Consider the following 16,951-nt stretch of genomic DNA (forward strand, 5'->3'; position numbering starts at 1 on the left):
AAACTAAGAAAAACATGGAACTTATTAATTCTTGTTTAACATCCAATCCCGAAAAAGCCCGCAATTTCGGAAAAAACAACCATTAGAATGATTTACTTTATTACTTCAATCATTAAGGGCTACCGATTCTGCTGATGGATTACCAAGGATCAGATCCGCAGCTTTCTCCCCGATCATCATGGCCGAGGCATTCAGGTTCGCCGAGGGCATGGTCGGCATAATTGACGCATCGACAACCCTGAGCCCCCCTATTCCCTTAACGCGCAGCTGATCGTCAACCACGGATGTCGCATCACTGTCCGGACCCATCCGGCAAGTGCCCATAAGGTGAAAAGTCGTAGTTCCTCGTTCACGGGCCGCCGCCAGCAGCTCATCGTCGCTCTGCACGCTCGGGCCTGGATACAGCTCGCCGTCGAAGTAAGGCTGCAACGGCTCCGTCTGCAACAGACGCCTGCCAAGCTTCATGCCGGAAAGCAGCACCTGCCGGTCGGTCTCGTCCGCCAGATAATTCGGCTGGATTACAGGTGCTTCGAATGGATCCGCATTGCGGGCCCGGATATAACCAATGCTCTCCGGCCGTTGCTGCCAGGAGGCGATGGTCATGCCGGGCAGATCGTCCAGTTTGGACTGCACGCCGTGCTTGTAGCTGGCCGGTGTAAAGGTGAACTGCAGATCGCTGTTTCGTGCCGCCGCGTTCGAGTGCCAGAAGCAATAGACCAAAGTAGGGCTGAGACCGAGAATACTCTTCTGTCCGGTAAAATACTTGAACACCTCTCCCCAGAGTCGCGGCCCGCGAGCCAGTTCGTTGATGCTGTTCGAGTTTTTCACCCGGGCGGTAAAGCGTGGGGCGTAATGGTCCCGCAGATTCTCGCCAACACCGGCGAGCGCATGCAGCACCTCGATCCCGAGCCCGCGCAGCAGCTCCGGATCGCCGACGCCGGAGAGTTGCAGCAGTTGCGGTGAATTCACCGCACCACCGGACAGGATCACCTCGCGCCGGGCAAAAACCTCCGTCTCTATCCCGTGCCGGCCGCCTTCGGAATAGCGGATACCGTTGGCGCTCTTGCCATCAAACAGGATCTTCGTCGCATGTGCATTGGTCCGCACGGTCAGATTCTTGCGTTTCATCGCTGGACGCAGATAACCGCGCGCCGTGCTAATCCGGCGACCGCCGTGGATTGTCCGCTGGGCGTAGGAAACGCCTTCCTGGATCTTGCCGTTATAGTCCTTGTTGTACGGGATGCCGATGCTCTCGGCGCCCTTGATGAAAGCATCACAGAGCGGGTGCTGCCAGTCGATATCAGTGACTGCCATATTCCCCTCACGGCCGCGGAACGTATCCTCGCCCTCTCCTATGCGATGTTCAGTCCGTTTGAAGTATGGCAGCACGTCGGCATACCCCCAGCCCCGATTACCGCGCTGGGCCCAACTATCGAAATCCAGACGCTGGCCGCGATTATAGATATGCCCGTTGATGGAACTGGAGCCGCCCAGGGTCTTGCCGCGCGGCGCCGCGATCGAGCGGCCACCGGTCCAATAACTCGGCTCACTCTCGTAAAGCCAGTTCACGGACGGATCGACCAGGGTCTTCATGAAACCGGCAGGGATGTGGATCATCGGATGATAGTCCGGCGGTCCGGCCTCAAGCAGGCATACGGTGACGGATGGATCCGCACTGAGACGGTTCGCGAGTACGCATCCGGCGGAGCCGGCGCCGACGATCACATAATCAAAGCTGGTCATTGAAGGCGTTTCCAAGGATGGGAAGGGCGTTTCTAGGAATTTGTTTATTGGCCCTATCATTGCTCAAGCCGAAGCGGTTGCGCAATTTGGTTTCCTCAAGGGCTCTAACCAATTAAGAGAAGGCCCGTGTCATCTAGCGGTTTTATACTGCACTTCATAAGAAACTCGGGAGGATCAGAGATGAAGCATCTCTTCACGCGCCGTGCCGTGATGGCGGGCCTTACGGCATTAGGCATCATCGCCGGAACCATCGGAACGGCCGCAGCCGCCGACAAAATCACCTTGGGCGCGCTCCGCTTCACCTCACACTCGGGCGGCTTTGTCGCCTTCGAGAAAGGCTATTTCGCCGAACAGGGGCTCGAGGTCGAGTTCAAATACTTCCAGGCGGCCCAGCCGATGGCGGTGGCAATAGCCTCCGGCGACGTCGATTTCGGCGTTACCTCGATCACGGGCGGTCTCGTCAACCTCGCCGATAAGGGCGCAGTCAAAGTGATCGGCGGCGTGTTGCAGGAAGAAAAGGGCATCGACGGTTCCGCAATCCTTGCCGGAACGGCGGCTTATGAAGCTGGCATGACCAGCCCGGACAAGCTCGCGGGCCACAGCCTCGGGATTACCCAGACAGGCTCCTCCTTTCACTACATGGCTTCCCAGGTCGCAGCGAAGGAAGGCTTCGATGTCTCGAAGGTTTCCCTGAAGCCGCTGCAAAAGGTCGGCGCCATCATCGGCGCGCTGAAGTCCGGTCAAGTGGACGCAATGATCATCGTGCCGCATATCGCCAAGCCACTGCAAAAGGGCGGCGCCGCGAAGATCATCGGCTGGATCAACGCATATGACGACTATCAGGTGACCACAGCCTTCACATCGGCGAAAAACGCTGCCGAGCGTCCGGATCTGGTGAAAAAGTTCGTCGCGGCCTACGCCAAGGGCGCCGCCGATTTCAACACTGTCATGGTCGATAAATCCAAAGGCGATGCGGCCATCGAAGAGATGACCAAGCTCATCCACAAATATGTCTATACCAGCCGGCCTTACGAGAAAGCCGCGCCGTCGATCAAGAACGGCGCCATGAGGCTGCAACCGGACCTCAAGCTGAACCTGACGAACGTGAAGAAGCAGCTCGCCTGGTTCCAGAGCGAAGGTCTGGTCGGCAAGGACATCTCCATCGACACACTGGTCGATACTCAGTTCGTCGAAACCTACTGACCCTTATGGGCCCGGCTTTTGAAGCCGGGCCCTTCCGAAACCCGCGAGCCTTCTCATGCAGCTGACACTGAACGGCATCAACCACCGCTATGGCGGCATGCCGGTTCTAAGCGATATCGACCTTGAAATTCCTGCCGGTGAGATCGTCTGTATCGTCGGCCCATCCGGCTGCGGAAAGTCGACCCTGCTGCGCCTGATCGGCGGGCTGGAACGCCCGGATGAAGGCGCGGTTCTGGAGCATGGCGCCCCACCCGCCGACAGCCTCAACCCGCTGACCTATATCTTTCAGGATTTCGCCCTGTTGCCCTGGCGCAGCGTTGCCGGAAACGTCTCTCTGGTGCTGGAAGATCATGGACTCGGCAAGGCTGAGACCGATGCGATCATTGATGACGTGCTGGCGCGCACCAAGCTCTCCGATTTCAAGGCCGCCCTGCCTCGCCAACTTTCCGGCGGCATGAAGCAGCGCGTCGCTATCGCCCGTGCCCTCGCCGTTCGCCCCGCGGTCCTGCTGATGGACGAGCCACTTTCCGCTCTGGACAGCCAGACCCGTGAGCTTTTGATGGACGATCTCGTCGGCCTCTGGTCGAAGACGCCTTTCACGGCCGTTTATGTCACCCATAATCTGAACGAGGCTGTCCGTCTCGGGCACAAGATCGTCGTGCTGTCCCGCCGTCCCGGACGCATTCGGGAGACCGTATCCATAGACATGCCGCTTGCCGAGCGCGCAGCGCGTGTGGGTGAGTTGGCCTCTAAGCAGGAACAACTCTGGTCCCTGATCCGCGACGAAGCTGCGGCCGCCGACATGGAGCTGATCGATGACTGAGCCTCGCGTGTCACAATCTGTTCCCTTCCGTGGTGGCGGTTTCAGCCCACGCCCCCGTGTCCTGTTCGGACTTGCAGTCATGGTTATCCTGATCACGGTCTGGGAGACCGGATGCAGGACCGGGATCATCCACCCGCTGGTCCTGCCCGCGCCAAGCGAAGCGGCAACGGCTTTCATGGAACTGTTCGAGAGTGGCATGCTCTGGAAGCATCTCGGCGCCTCGCTCTCGCGTCTGGTGATCGGTTGGACGGCGGGAACCATTCTGGGCATCACGGTCGGCTTCGCGATCGGACTGTTCTCCCTCGCCCGGGCTGGACTGGTGCCACTGGTCGCCGCGATCTTCCCCATCCCGAAAATCGCGCTGCTACCGCTTTTCATCATATGGTTCGGCATCGGTGAAGGCTCGAAGGTTGCCACCATCCTGTTCGGCACCTTTTTCCCGACGGTGGTCGCGACCTATGGCGGGGTCGACAATGTGGACCGGGGGCTGATCCGCATGGGCCAATCCTTCGGCCTGTCCTGGTTCTCGATCGTCCGCAAGATCATTCTACCGGGCGCCCTGCCCGCGATCCTGCCGGGCTTCCGGATCTCCGCCGCCATCGCCATCGTTCTGCTCGTTGCCGCCGAAATGATCGGCGCGGAGTTTGGCGTGGGCGCCTATATCCTGATGGCCGGAAGCTTGATGGCAATGGACCAGCTCATCGCCGGAGTCGCCATTCTCTCGACAATCGGCCTTACGGTCTCATGGATCATCGGCCGGACAGAAAAAGCACTGCTGCGCTGGCGGGTCTGAAACCTCAAGGCGCCCGCGTACTGTTTAGGCGCCAGTCGTAATCATCCCCGGCGATCCGCGAGACATCGGACAAGCCAACCGCGAGTTCGCCATTCGCATACTCCCGGAGGTGCGCGATCACACCTGCATCGTCACCACCGAAGTCCGCTTCGAACCAGTCGTAAATGCTGGATACCCGCAGGTCGCCATGCTCGATCCGGGCACCACGCGGATGGTTTATGAAGGCACGTGCCGCATCCTCAAGGAAAGCCTCCGCATTCTCAGCCGTCATAGAACGTGGCTGCAAATTCGGACAGCCGAGAGACGCGCAGTTCACGGCGTAATGGATACGAGGATCGCGCCAGATGGGGCGCAGGATGCGGTGCTCGATATCGTCGAGCGAGAGCTCTTCGCTTTCTACTGTGACCAGCTTCTTCCCCCATGGCCCGTCCGCAAAAAAGCCGGGTGAGATGTCGATGTCACGGATCGAAGCGACCGGATAATGCTCCAGCACGACGCGAACCGTCAGCGCGTTGTAGAGATTGACCCAGAATGCCTGCTGTTCGGCCCGTGAGAAGGAACGCACCGGCATGGCCGCAAGGGCGTCGATATATCCGTCTAGGGCCTTCCGATCAGCCGCAGTGACCTCGTCATAGGCAACCCGGTTTATGCCGTCACTTCCCGGCCGGACGTGATGTTCAAGGAAACGGTCCCACGCCATATGGTCCAGAACGATAGTGCTGCCCGGATCATGCGCCTCCCAGATATCCCAGAGCGCGGCTTTCGGCGCCGCCCCGGCCAGCATGGTCCAAGTCGTCAAGGCGATAAGCATCACAGCTATTCGCGTCAGAAGATTCATGCCTCGGGTCCGTTTATCGTTCTCGATCAGCGCCGCTGGTTTCAAATGGCAATGTGCGTATGGTATTCCTCTGCGGCAATATCCGCAGCCCCCACCCTTCTTCACATTGCTGTAGGGCGTCCAGCGTGAAGCACAAGAAACCATAAAACGAGAAGACGATCGCAATGGACCAGATCACCCTCAGCGGCTCTCCTTACGACCTCGGCTACGGCCTCGGGAAACAAGCGGCGGAGGCAGTCGCGAACGCGTCCTTCTCCACACCGCAATTCCGTGCACTGGAACAATGGCTCGGATCGGATCGCCTCAAGGGCCTGGAAGCTGCTGCCCGCAAAGCCTATCCGCAAATCATTCGGGAAATCGAGGGCATCGCGGACGGTGCCGGTCAACCTTTCGATAAAGTCTTCCTCTGGAACTGCCGGGGCGATCTCCGGGACCTGATACGCAGTGACGAGGATGCCTGCACCAGTTTGATGCTGCCCCCGGAAGGCGAGCGACCAGCCGCTCTCGCCCATAACGAGGACGGCGCTCCGGAACTGGCAGGGCAGGGTTTCATTGCCCATTTCCAGCCGGAAGACAGTCTCGCCTTTTCCGCCTTCTGTTATCCTGGAATGCTCCCGGGGCACGCCTTTGGCTGGAACGCGGCGGGCATTGTCCAGACCATCAACAATATCCGCCCACACGACCTGACAGTGGGCGTTCCCCGGCACGTCATCACCCGTGCCGCACTCTCCGCCACGACCCTTGAACAGGTGCTGGAAATCGTCGGGCGAGACGACCGGGCCTCCGGCTTCCACCACAATTTCGCGGACGGCGCCGGGCGGATGATTTCAGCCGAGGCACCGGCAAGCGGGATGGTCTCTCTGGAAGTGACAGAGCCACATGCTCACGCCAACCATCTGGTCCGCCCCGCATTCACCGGCATCGACCAGACCATTTCAGATTCTTCCCGGCTGCGGCAAGCCCGTGCAGACGAAATGCTGCTCGCCGGAGAGCGGGATGCCCTGACAATCCTGTTCGACCGCACGGTCCAAGAATTCCCGATCCTGTGCCGTGGTGAACACGATGCGAGCGATAGCTACACCCTCGCGACCTTCTCATGCACATTTGGTGCGGCTGGAATTGATTGGGCGGTGCATCACGGACCGGACCGCAATCCGGTCGCTTCCGGTACAATCGTCACTAACCCAACCCCGAAGAAGTGAAGACTGATGGCAGAATGTTAACACGCTGAGGAAAACAACCCTCTTCGTGCAGCCGCTTGTTTCCCGTTTGTTATTTAGATTTCAGATACCTGAGTTCATAAACATAGGATTTAGAGCCTTTCCGACTGACCCAGATCCCCTCTGGCGGATGAGAAAGAGATTGATCACCAGGAAGCGTTTCCCAGGGCTTCCCCAATATGGCATTACTCTCCTGATCAAACGCTACCCACCCCAGATCAACTTGGTGGGTAATCCAAAGGTCTTGATCACGGCGTTTATAGCCGAATACGCCATCCGACTTTTCTTGAAAGTCGAATTGATAGACTAAGTCGTCGCTCAAACGAATGAGTTCAAAATACTTAAAACCATCCATCCAACGATCATACCGTCTCCTGACAAAAAGCCACACCAAGGAAAACCGGTAGCCAAATGCGCCTAGACAAACCCATAGCTCTGCTCGCCATTGCGGAAACCATTGTCTGGGCCGGTCTCTACTACATTTTCCCCGCCCTGCTGGTGCATTGGGAAGCCGATCTCGGCTGGTCGAAGACAGAGCTGACCGGTGCCTTCACCGCCTCGATAGCCATGAGCGCACTCTGCTCTCCCATCGTCGGCAATCTGGTTGACCGGGGACATGGGGCAACGGTTCTCAGCGGCGGAACCCTGATCGGCGGCATCCTGATTTCCTTGCTTTCCCTCGTCGACAGCCTGCCCGTGTTCTATGCTGTCTGGTGCGGTCTCGGGATGGCCATGTCAGCCTGCCTCTACGAGCCCTGCTTTATGCTGGTCACCCGAACGCGGGGCGTTTCTGCAAAACGCGGCATAACCTTGATCACTCTGATGGCCGGGTTCGCCGGAACGGTCTCGTTCCCCACCGCACATGCGTTGGTCGGCTTCGCTGACTGGCACCTCGCGGTTCAGGTCGCAGGCGCGGCCGTCTGCCTCGTCGCACTGCCGTTGATGATCCTGGGTGCGCGCGAGCTGGAGCGGACCCGGACAATCCATGTACCCGCCCAGGCCGCGACGCCCGGGGATCACGACAGCCCCACGCCGAAGAAGTCCGCCTTCCTCGCCAACCCGACCTTCTGGCTGCTTGCTATCGGGTTCTCTCTGATGGCGATTTCTCACGGCGTGGTTATTAACCACCTGCTGCCTTTGTTGAAAGAACGGGGTGTCGACGCCGCGATTGCCGTTGCAGCCGCGTCGATGATCGGTCCGATGCAGGTGCTCGGCCGGGTCGTGATGATGAGTGTCGAGCGCTTCGTCTCCAACTTCATCGCCATGTGCTACTGCTTCATAGCCGTCGCCATTGCCTGCATCTTGCTGATCGGGGCCGGAGCCTTACCGATTCTGCTGGTTGGGTTTGTCTTCCTGCAAGGCAGCGGCTACGGGCTGACGAGCATCATGAAACCGGTCGTCACCCGAGAAATAATGGGCGAGACGAATTTCGGATCCATCTCCGGTGCCATGGCGCTGCCCTATCTCGCCTGCTTCGCCGCCGCCCCGTTCCTCGGCTCTCTGTTGTGGGAAATCGGCGGCTACGACTTCGCCCTCGAAGTGGTCGTGGGCACGTCGATCATCGGCTTCTTCTGCTACCTGCGGGCGGCCATGAGAGCAGGGAAAACAGCGTAACCATAAGATAGCGCTGACAGGACTTGACCTCACCCGCATGAGCGATAGAACCGACGAGACCATCCGCCGAACAGCCGGGAATGTGGCCATGGACACCGGGACTACGAGACCCTTTATCGGACACTTCCCCGAATGGCTGGTTCCCGCCGGGCTTTCCGCATTCGCCTCATCCATGCTCGGCGGTGCGTTCGCTTTCCAGTATATCGGTGGCCTCGCCCCCTGCGTGCTCTGCCTGTATCAGCGTTACCCGCACGCCGCCGCTATTGTTCTCGGACTACTGGCCCTCGCTTTCGTTAAGCGGGCCCCGAAAGTCTCACGATGGCTTTGTATTCTAGGTGGCTTGGCACTCCTTACCAGCGCAGGAATCGGCCTCTTCCATGTTGGTGTAGAGCAGCTCTGGTGGGAAGGCACAGCCGAATGCGGCGCGACCTCGGCTCCGGACAATCTGGAAGCGCTGAAAGCGCAGCTCATGAATCAGCCGGTCGTCCGCTGCACGGACATTGCCTGGGAAATGCTCGGCATTTCGATGGCCGGTTACAACTTCCTGCTTTCCACACTCGCAGGCGTCCTTGCCATCGCTCTCAGCCTGCCCCGCCGGGTTTGACAGCATGAACATGCAACCAAGAGAGCATGCGTCCGACCGGCTCTCCTGGTTCGAAATCCTGCTGATTTTTCTCAAACTTGGCTGCAGCAGCTTCGGTGGACCGGTCGCTCATATCGGCTATTTTCGCAGCGAGTTCGTCGAGCGCCGCAAATGGTTCGACGACGGCACCTATTCAGAACTTGTGGCGCTCTGCCAGTTTCTGCCTGGGCCTGCCAGCAGCCAGGTTGGCTTTGCCATCGGCTTGTTGCGCGGCGGAATTCCCGGCGCGCTGGCCGCATGGATCGGCTTCACCTTGCCTTCAGCAGCTCTTCTGGTTGCTTTTGCTTATGGCGTCAACGTCGTAGGCGGGGCAGAAGGCCAAGGTTGGCTGCATGGTTTGAAACTGGTCGCAGTCGCCGTGGTGGCCCAGGCCGCATTACAAATGGGACGTTCCCTCTGCCCCGATGCGCCGCGCGCGACCCTCGCCGTCTGCGCGGCCACGTTCATGCTCATGGCGGCACCCGCCTATGGCCAGTTGCTGGTGATTCTTATCGGAGCCATTGCCGGACTGCTGTTGCTGAAACCTGGTGATGTCTCACCGGCCGGCGCCCCCATGAAGCCGGGGATAGGCACAAAGACAGCGCTGCTGCTCTTCGCTCTGTTCGCTGCATTGCTGATTGGACTGCCGCTGCTGGCCGCCCAGTCCGGCCACACACTTATCCAGCTAACCGACATTTTCTACCGGGTCGGCGCGCTTGTTTTCGGCGGTGGTCACATAGTGCTGCCGATGCTGCAGGCGGAGATCGTACCGACGGGTATTATCGGCAATGATGCGTTTCTGGCGGGATACGGCATGGCCCAGGCCGTGCCGGGACCGCTCTTCACTTTTGCTGCCTATCTCGGCGCCGTCATCGCCCCGCCAGGCAGCGAGATCGCCTATGCCGGAGCAGCGCTGCTTGCAATCTTCTTCTCCAGCTTCCTGCTGGTCCCCGCCGCCCTTCCCTTCTGGGCGAAACTGAGAGGTAACAGCAAGGCGCACGCAGCCCTCTGCGGCGTCAATGCCGCGGTCGTCGGCCTAATCCTGGCGGCGCTTTACGATCCGGTTTTCATCGGTGCCGTAACGTCTCCGGCGGACTTCGCCCTGGTTGCCGCAGCCTATCTCGCCCTGGCAGGCTGGAAGCTGCCGCCGTGGCTGGTCGTGCTGCTCGGAGCGCTTGTGGGCTGGCTCACCTAGATCCCGGAACGATGATCAGAAGCCCGGATGGGTTTCGAACTCATCCTGCTCCAGCTCGCTATCCCAATAGAGATAATCGCGCCAGCTTTCATGCAGATAGTTGGGCGGGAAGGCTCGACCGTTCTCCTGCAGCATATAGGTCGATGGCTGCACCGGCTTCACGATAGGCATGTAGCCGCGCGACGTCGGCATCTTGTTGCCCTTATGCAGATTGCAAGCGCCGCAGGCGGTCACGACGTTTTCCCAACTGGTACGGCCACCGCGCGAACGCGGGATCACATGATCGAAGGTCAGTTCCTGGGTCGGAAAGCGGGTGTCACAGTATTGACAGCTGAAACGATCCCTTAAAAACACATTGAACCGGGTGAAGGCCGGACGCCTGGACTGGGGAACGAACTCTTTCAATGCGATCACGCTTGGCAGCTTCATCTCAAAGCTCGGTGAGTGCACCACGTGATCGTATTCGGAGAGAATATTGACCCGGTCCAGGAAGACCGCCTTGACGACATCCTGCCAGGACCAGAGAGACAGAGGAAAGTAGCTGAGCGGTCTGAAATCAGCATTCAAGACAAGGGCCGGAGAGGGATGAGCAGCTGATAGGGCGTTCACGCGTTTCTCTCCGTCCTGTCGAGGGATTACCGACTAGGAAACTGGCGGGGGCGCGCTAAGCCCGGCCACAATATGTTGTGGGGTATAACGATGTTCATTTCTCGTCGACCTCAGTTTCCAACGATTTATGCTCCAGGAGCACCCAATTGATATCAATATATTGTTACGGTTTTTCGAACTTGTCACCGGAGAATTTACCCGCCTCTTCCCGGATCGCGGGAAAGCCTTGCCGTCTGCCGCTATTGAGGTAGCACACGCTGCAGAAAGGCAAGCCCCCGGCCCAGCCCTTCTTCGTCAATACCATGGCCCAGCCCTGGACGAGACAACGATTCGACTTCGATACCTACAGCCTGCAACGCCGCCTCGGCAGCCGGCATTGCCGCGTGCGGCACAACCTCGTCCGCCACCCCATGGATCAACGAAACAGGCGGTTTTCCAACTGCTTCTTCAGCCAGCAATCCACCCGCGACGAGAGCGCCGGAATAACCGAGCACGCCGGCGGGAGCCTGTTTCAGACGGGGCGCCACATGCAGGGACGTCATGGTGCCCTGGGAGAACCCGACCAGCGCCAAACGGTCCCAGCCGAGTCCTGTACGGCCCAACTCACCGGCCAGAAAACCTTCAAGGATCGGCGCGGCCTGCTGCACGCCTTGGAGCATGACCTCCTCGGTCCGGATTTGCAGACTGAACCATTGCCGGCCGTATGGCGCCATGTCGCAAGGGTATGGTGCATTCGGGGAGACGAACTCGACATGCGGCAGATGCGGCGCCCAGACCGGCGCGAGGCCGATCAGATCGTTCCCGTCAGCACCAAGCCCATGCAAAAACACTACGAGCGCCGTCGGGGTCTCTCCGCTCGCAGCCGCCATGCGCGGCCCATCAAGTTCGGTCATTTCCATCTCCCATGCTCTATCGTGGGAGACCGGTTTCGCTCCCTCACCTGCTACGCTACCTATATCAGGAACCGTGCTCCGCCAAGCTTGGAGGCTTCGCTCTGCTTTCTTCGCTGCTGTTTTCCGACGGCACGCCGCCCCTGACCGGCACCGTCACCCGTTTCGCGCCGTCACCGACCGGCGATCTGCATCTCGGCCATGCATACTCGGCCTTGTTCGCGGCTGATCAGGCTGAGCGCGACGGCGGCACATTCCTGTTGCGGATAGAGGACATCGACGTCACCCGTTGCCGGGCGGAATACGAAGCTACAAATCTGGACGATCTCCGCTGGCTCGGTCTGTCCTGGGCGGAACCGGTGCGCCGCCAGTCGGAGCATTTCGATTTTTACCGGGCAGCCGTCGATCTGCTGGAAGAGATGGGACTGCTCTATCGCTGCTTCCTGTCACGGCGAGAGTTGAACGAGACACTCTCGGCGCCGCACGGCGCACCGGCAGAGGCACCCACAGACACCGATAAGCTGCTTACTGAAGCCGAGCGCAACCGACGCCTCGACTCCGGCGCGCCCTTCACGCTGCGGCTGCGGATGGAACGCGCGCTTGAACGGACCGGCGCGCTTGACTGGACAGACCGGCAGCGCGGCACGCAACAAGCCCGTCCCGAGATGTTCGGCGACGTGGTGCTTGCCCGGCGGGACATTCCGACGAGTTACCATCTCGCGGTGATACTCGATGATGCACTGCAGGGCATCACTCTGGTCACGAGGGGCGAGGACCTGCTGGAAGCGACACATATTCACCGCCTGCTGCAGGCCCTGCTCGACCTGCCCACACCCGACTATCAGCATCACGGACTGGTGCGAGACGAAGATGGCAAGCGGCTCGCCAAGAGAGAGCAGTCCATCGCCATCCGGGATTTACGCGCGGCCGGACACAGCGCCGGGGACGTGTGCGCCATGGCTCGAAACCAGGCTTCCGACTGACGCATGTTCGGAACCTCCAAATGGTTGAATCGGCGCCTTGTCGCCAGCCATCGACGTGGGATTAAATTGCAGTAACGCAAAAAAATAATCACACGGGAGGAAGAGATGGCTCAGTCCAGACTGGCAGAGCAGACATTCGATATCAGACCGATAGCCGGTGCCATGGGCGCGGAAATCCATGGCATTGATGCGTCCCGGGAGCTTGGCGATGCGACTGTCGCCGCCCTCCGCAAGGCGCTGCTCGATCATCTGGTGATCGTCTTACCGGGCCAGACTTTGACGCCGGAACAGCAGCTCCGTTTCGCACGCCGCTTCGGCGAGCCACTGATCTATCCCTTCGCAAAGGGGTTGGATGAATTCCCCGAGATTACACCAATCCTGAAGAAGGAAGACGATCAGTACAATTTCGGTGGGGTCTGGCACTCGGACACAGTCTACCAGGACACCCCGCCGATGGGCACAATGCTCTATGCCCAGGATCTGCCTCCTTTCGGCGGCGATACGCTCTTCGCGAACCAATATCTGGCGTATGAAAGCCTGTCCGATGGCATGAAAGCGCTACTCGGCAATCTGAGAGCCATAAACATTTCCGGCAAACGTAAGGTGCAGAGAACGCGAACACATATGATGGATCGCGCCTCAGCAGGGCTGACCGGAGACGAGTTCGAAGCATGCCATCCAGTGATCCGGAAGCACCCCGAAACAGGGCGAAAGGCACTCTACGTCAATGTCGCCCATACGGTCAGGTTCGAAGGCATGACCGAGGAGGAAAGTACACCAATTCTAGAGTTCTTGTTCGAGCACCAGATTCAGCCCGAATTCACCTGCCGTTTACGCTGGTCAGAGGGTGCTGTCGCCTTCTGGGACAACCGTGCGGCGATGCATTATCCGGTAAATGATTATCATGGATATAGACGTTTGATGCACCGGATCACACTTGCTGGCGACCGCCCGCTCCAATAAAGCAACAACTTAGGTAAAACCATTCCAAACTAGATAAAATTTCACTAAATCCGGCACTAAATCATGTAGCACAAACTCACGATTACACTTAGTCTTGTGATGTGGCGGCGAAAAAATAGCTGTCGGCACCATGCTCAGAATGGGGGAGGGCATGGCCGATTTTGTTCAGGTAAACTATCCGGGAACGACCACATTGCCTTATCCGACCCTCCGGGGCCTAGGAGCATTGGAAGAGGACTCAGAACAGCCCTTCGCCGGCTATGGCGGCGGCTTGAGCCAAACAGATCTGCCGATTCCGATCGACGCAGTGCCGGATGCCCTTGTCGTTTTCGATGCCGAGGGCATTATTCGCGGCGCAAACCGGCTGTTGAGCCAGTTGCTCGATTACAACGCATCCGAGCTTATCGGCCAGCCGATGGAAATTCTCTTTCCCGATGCAGACCGTTCGGCACATCGTTCCGTGCGTCAGACCTTTCTGTCCCAGGCTGCGGAGCCGACACAGACGCTGCGGCGCGAGGTTTTTGCCCGCAAGCGCAACGGCTCCCTGGTTCCAGTTGAGCTGTCAATGATGCTGGTACCGACTGCGGTCGGCGTGATGTTTACCGCAAGCATGCGTGACGGCTCCCGCCATGTCGAAATCGAAAAAGCCCTCACCGAAGCGGCGGACGAAGCGGAGGCCGCGAACGTCGCCAAGAGCCGGTTCCTCGGCACCATGAGCCATGAGCTGCGGACTCCATTGAACGCAATCATCGGTTTTTCCGAGATGATTCAACATGAAACCCTGGGTCCACTGCCGCACGAAAAGTATGCGGACTACGTCCAGACCATCGGAGTATCCGCGCGGCATCTGCTTGACCTGATCAACGAGTTGATCGACCTGTCGCTGATTGAGGATAACAGTCTCCGGCTCAAGCTGGAGCCCTCGAACATCAAAGAGATCCTGGAAGAATGCCAGGCAGTCATCGAGCCGAAGGCGCGCTCGCAAGGCCTTAAACTGCGCCTTCTTATGCCACATGGACCGATCGCGCACCCGGTCGATCCGCAAAGGTTGCGGCAGGTAGTGCTCAACCTTCTCAGCAACGCCATCAAGTTCACGGATTCCGGCGGCACCATCAATATCGCCTTGAGTAAGGACGCCACCGGCATGAGGGTGCTGGTTTCTGATACCGGCACGGGGATCGCCCCGGCAGTTCTGGAAAATATATTCGATCTTTATGTCCGATCGGAAACCGAACGCAATGTCTCCGCTGGCGGGCTCGGCATCGGGCTCCATGTATCGAAACGGCTGACAGAAGCGATGGGCGGCGCCATCGACATCACAAGCACCCTCGGAGAGGGCACCACAGTCACTCTCTCCTTTCCTCCGAAAGCGACTATTCCGGCAAACGAACGGTAGGCGGACAATGACAAGCGTCCGCATCCCTGCCTGCTTCTTCCGCGGTGGCTCCAGTAAGGGCGTTTTCTTCTCATTTGAAGATCTCCCACCGGACCGATCCTTCTGGGATCCCCTGTTTCTATCCGTGATCGGCAGCCCCGATCCCTATGCGCGCCAGCTCAACGGCATGGGTGGCGGGGTTTCATCAGTTTCGAAAGTAGCCGTGATCTCGCCCAGCGAACGGGGGGATGCTGATCTCGATTTCACCTTCGGGCAGATCGCGGTCGGCGATGCGCTGGTCGATTACAGCTCAAACTGCGGAAACCTTTCCTCCGCCGTTGGGCCCTTCGCCCTGGAACGCGGCCTGATTCGGTTGGCCGACGGCCAGCGCTCTGTCCGTGTTTACAACACCAACACCGACAAAATCCTGATTGCTCATTTCATTGTTGAGGACGGCCTTGCAGCCGAGGCCGGTGCTTTCACCATCCCCGGTGTTGCCGGCACTGGCGCACCGATTCGACTCGAATTCCTCGACCCAGCAGGCGCCGGAACCGGCAGCCTGCTTCCCACGGGCAATCTGACGGACCAAATCAAAAGCGATGACGGGCGCACCTTCGATGCGACTCTGATGGATATCGGGAATCCATGCGTTTTTATTGATGCCGCGGCTGTTGGCCGCAGCGCGAACGAGATTATTGCGGATCTTGAAACCGACCGGGCCCTGATGGATCTGCTTGAAGAACTTCGGCGCAAGGCTGCCATCATGATGGGGCTGGCAAAGAACGAGGCATCGGCACCCGCCGCTGTCCCCAAGATCGCGATCGTCGGTGCACCACAAACTGCCCGCGACCTTGCCGGCAACATGATCGATCCGGAGATGGCTGATCTGGCCGTCCGGATGCTCTCCATGGAGAACGTACACCGAGTGCTGCCCCTCACCGGCGCCATGTGCACTGGCGTCGCCTGCCGACTGTCCGGAACGGTCCCGGCAGCGCTCTCGAAAGTGCCTGACGGGGATGTACGGCTCGCCAATCCATCAGGTATTCTACCGGTCGGCACCGACGTAACTGTGAACGATGGCCCCGCGGTTCGATCAGTGACCGTCATCCGTACCGCACGCCTGCTGATGAACGGTGAAGTGGCCGTCCCTGTCTAGCTCTCCAACCTAGCGGTTCAGAGCAATCAGGATCACCGAACAACAGACCACCAGAACCGCGACGGCAATCCGTAGCGTCAGCACTTCGCGCCGGAAGACGACCAGGCTCAGGATCATGCTGAAGATTGGCGAGGCAGCGATGATCGGTACGACCGTCACGACCTTCCCTATGAGTAGCGCCTGATTGAGGCAAACGACCGCCGTTCCAAAGGTCAGTCCTGCTACCGCGAACCAGCGCGGCCCCGGTGCATTCCAACTGAAAGGCACATCGGCCTTCTTCACAAACCGGGCCCCTGTCGCGACCACAGCCGAAACGGTAAACCCGACGACCGTGGCGAAATAGGGATCGGGAATGTACTCCATCCCGGCTTTGGAAAGCACATGCGCCGCCGACCGGATCGCGGCTGCGGCAACCGGAAACAACAGCGCCCAGACAGGCCAGGAAACCTCTACCATCTTCCCCCGGCGGGATAACATGACAACTGCCAGAACAATGCCGACTGTGCCGAGAGCAGTCTGCCAGGTCAGTACTTCCCCAAGGACGAGAATACCCAAGGCGAGACCGAACAGTGGTGAGGTCGACGACAGAGTGGAAGACAGGGTCGGGCCAAGATAGCGGATCCCGACAACCGAAAAATTCGCAGACAGCGCCGGCCGGAAAATACCGACAGCCATAAAGATCAATACTGCCGGATGTGCCCATGCGGACCAGTCCATGAAGAACGGCGCCGCGCACCAGCACATCAAGGCCGAGACACTGATTGAAATCGCAGCTCCCGTTCGGGAGTCGACCGTTTTCACGCCGAGATTCTGCAACTGCCCACCGATGGCAAACAGGAACGCTGCGAACAGCGCGAGAAGTAGAGGCGTGTATTCAGACATCCGGAAAGCCCGCTGCAAAGGATTGGCAACGGGTCTAAAGTT

At 59.2% G+C, this 16,951-nt stretch carries 17 protein-coding genes; 11 read left to right on the forward strand and 6 right to left on the reverse strand.

The annotated features are described in order from the left end of the window. Positions 1–105: 105 nt before the first annotated feature. Positions 106–1,743 carry a GMC family oxidoreductase N-terminal domain-containing protein gene (locus ABJ076_RS08590; RefSeq protein WP_348192160.1) on the reverse strand — a complete coding sequence of 546 codons (1,638 nt, stop codon included), beginning with the start codon at positions 1,741–1,743 and terminating at the stop codon, positions 106–108. 180 nt (positions 1,744–1,923) lie between these two features. Here ABJ076_RS08590 and ABJ076_RS08595 point away from each other — a divergent pair, with 180 nt between their 5' ends. Genes ABJ076_RS08595 through ABJ076_RS08605 form a run of 3 tightly spaced genes read left to right on the forward strand, consistent with a single transcriptional unit; the run spans position 1,924 to position 4,562 of the window. Continuing rightward, positions 1,924–2,946: an ABC transporter substrate-binding protein gene (locus ABJ076_RS08595; protein ID WP_348192157.1), complete on the forward strand. Its 1,023-nt coding sequence runs from the start codon at positions 1,924–1,926 to the stop codon at positions 2,944–2,946. Positions 2,947–3,001: 55 nt separating this feature from the next. Further along, on the forward strand, positions 3,002–3,769 hold the full coding sequence (locus ABJ076_RS08600) for an ABC transporter ATP-binding protein (RefSeq protein WP_348192154.1): 768 nt from the start codon (positions 3,002–3,004) through the stop codon (positions 3,767–3,769). Further along, positions 3,762–4,562 (forward strand): ABC transporter permease, encoded by an 801-nt coding sequence (locus tag ABJ076_RS08605; RefSeq protein ID WP_348192151.1) that lies wholly within the window; start codon positions 3,762–3,764, stop codon positions 4,560–4,562. Before ABJ076_RS08600 ends, ABJ076_RS08605 begins: the two co-directional genes overlap by 8 nt. 4 nt (positions 4,563–4,566) lie before the next feature. Here the strand turns inward: ABJ076_RS08605 and ABJ076_RS08610 are convergent, their stop codons facing one another. Then, on the reverse strand, positions 4,567–5,400 hold the full coding sequence (locus ABJ076_RS08610) for a DUF547 domain-containing protein (RefSeq protein ID WP_348192149.1): 834 nt from the start codon (positions 5,398–5,400) through the stop codon (positions 4,567–4,569). A gap of 164 nt (positions 5,401–5,564) precedes the next feature. On the opposite strand from ABJ076_RS08610, the gene ABJ076_RS08615 reads away from it, so the two are divergent. Beyond that, positions 5,565–6,602, forward strand: coding sequence for a C45 family peptidase (locus tag ABJ076_RS08615; RefSeq protein ID WP_348192146.1), 1,038 nt, complete (start codon positions 5,565–5,567; stop codon positions 6,600–6,602). Positions 6,603–6,672: 70 nt separating this feature from the next. On the opposite strand, the gene ABJ076_RS08620 is transcribed toward ABJ076_RS08615, so the two are convergent. Next, positions 6,673–6,975: a hypothetical protein gene (locus tag ABJ076_RS08620; protein ID WP_348192143.1), complete on the reverse strand. Its 303-nt coding sequence runs from the start codon at positions 6,973–6,975 to the stop codon at positions 6,673–6,675. Positions 6,976–7,031: 56 nt separating this feature from the next. Between ABJ076_RS08620 and ABJ076_RS08625 the strand changes: the two genes are divergently transcribed. From ABJ076_RS08625 to chrA, 3 genes are read left to right on the forward strand one after another with little or no spacing between them, the layout of a single operon-like run. Then, on the forward strand, positions 7,032–8,234 hold the full coding sequence (locus ABJ076_RS08625) for an MFS transporter (protein ID WP_348192141.1): 1,203 nt from the start codon (positions 7,032–7,034) through the stop codon (positions 8,232–8,234). A 37-nt stretch (positions 8,235–8,271) separates the two neighbouring features. Further along, positions 8,272–8,838 (forward strand): disulfide bond formation protein B, encoded by a 567-nt coding sequence (locus tag ABJ076_RS08630; protein WP_348192138.1) that lies wholly within the window; start codon positions 8,272–8,274, stop codon positions 8,836–8,838. A 4-nt stretch (positions 8,839–8,842) separates the two neighbouring features. Further along, a complete protein-coding gene (gene chrA / locus ABJ076_RS08635) occupies positions 8,843–10,051 on the forward strand; it encodes a chromate efflux transporter (protein ID WP_348192135.1) in 1,209 nt (402 codons plus the stop codon). Between the two features lie 15 nt (positions 10,052–10,066). Here the strand turns inward: chrA and ABJ076_RS08640 are convergent, their stop codons facing one another. Beyond that, complete coding sequence (locus ABJ076_RS08640) at positions 10,067–10,660, reverse strand: HNH endonuclease (protein WP_348192132.1); 594 nt, start codon at positions 10,658–10,660, stop codon at positions 10,067–10,069. 239 nt (positions 10,661–10,899) lie between these two features. Further along, a complete protein-coding gene (locus ABJ076_RS08645; protein ID WP_348192130.1) occupies positions 10,900–11,553 on the reverse strand; it encodes a phospholipase in 654 nt (217 codons plus the stop codon). 11 nt (positions 11,554–11,564) lie between these two features. On the opposite strand from ABJ076_RS08645, the gene gluQRS reads away from it, so the two are divergent. From gluQRS to ABJ076_RS08665, 4 genes are all read left to right on the forward strand, one after another. Further along, positions 11,565–12,533, forward strand: a complete 969-nt coding sequence (gluQRS, locus tag ABJ076_RS08650; protein WP_348192127.1) for a tRNA glutamyl-Q(34) synthetase GluQRS — start codon at positions 11,565–11,567, stop codon at positions 12,531–12,533. 105 nt (positions 12,534–12,638) lie between these two features. After that, complete coding sequence (locus ABJ076_RS08655; RefSeq protein ID WP_348192124.1) at positions 12,639–13,496, forward strand: TauD/TfdA family dioxygenase; 858 nt, start codon at positions 12,639–12,641, stop codon at positions 13,494–13,496. A gap of 151 nt (positions 13,497–13,647) precedes the next feature. Beyond that, a complete protein-coding gene (locus ABJ076_RS08660; RefSeq protein ID WP_348192121.1) occupies positions 13,648–14,892 on the forward strand; it encodes a PAS domain-containing sensor histidine kinase in 1,245 nt (414 codons plus the stop codon). 7 nt (positions 14,893–14,899) lie between these two features. Next, positions 14,900–16,027: a PrpF domain-containing protein gene (locus tag ABJ076_RS08665; protein WP_348192118.1), complete on the forward strand. Its 1,128-nt coding sequence runs from the start codon at positions 14,900–14,902 to the stop codon at positions 16,025–16,027. A gap of 9 nt (positions 16,028–16,036) precedes the next feature. Here the strand turns inward: ABJ076_RS08665 and ABJ076_RS08670 are convergent, their stop codons facing one another. Beyond that, positions 16,037–16,909 carry an EamA family transporter gene (locus tag ABJ076_RS08670; protein WP_348192116.1) on the reverse strand — a complete coding sequence of 291 codons (873 nt, stop codon included), beginning with the start codon at positions 16,907–16,909 and terminating at the stop codon, positions 16,037–16,039. Positions 16,910–16,951: the final 42 nt, after the last annotated feature.

It is taken from the genome of Nisaea sp. (assembly GCF_039990255.1).
Classification (GTDB): domain Bacteria; phylum Pseudomonadota; class Alphaproteobacteria; order Thalassobaculales; family Thalassobaculaceae; genus Nisaea.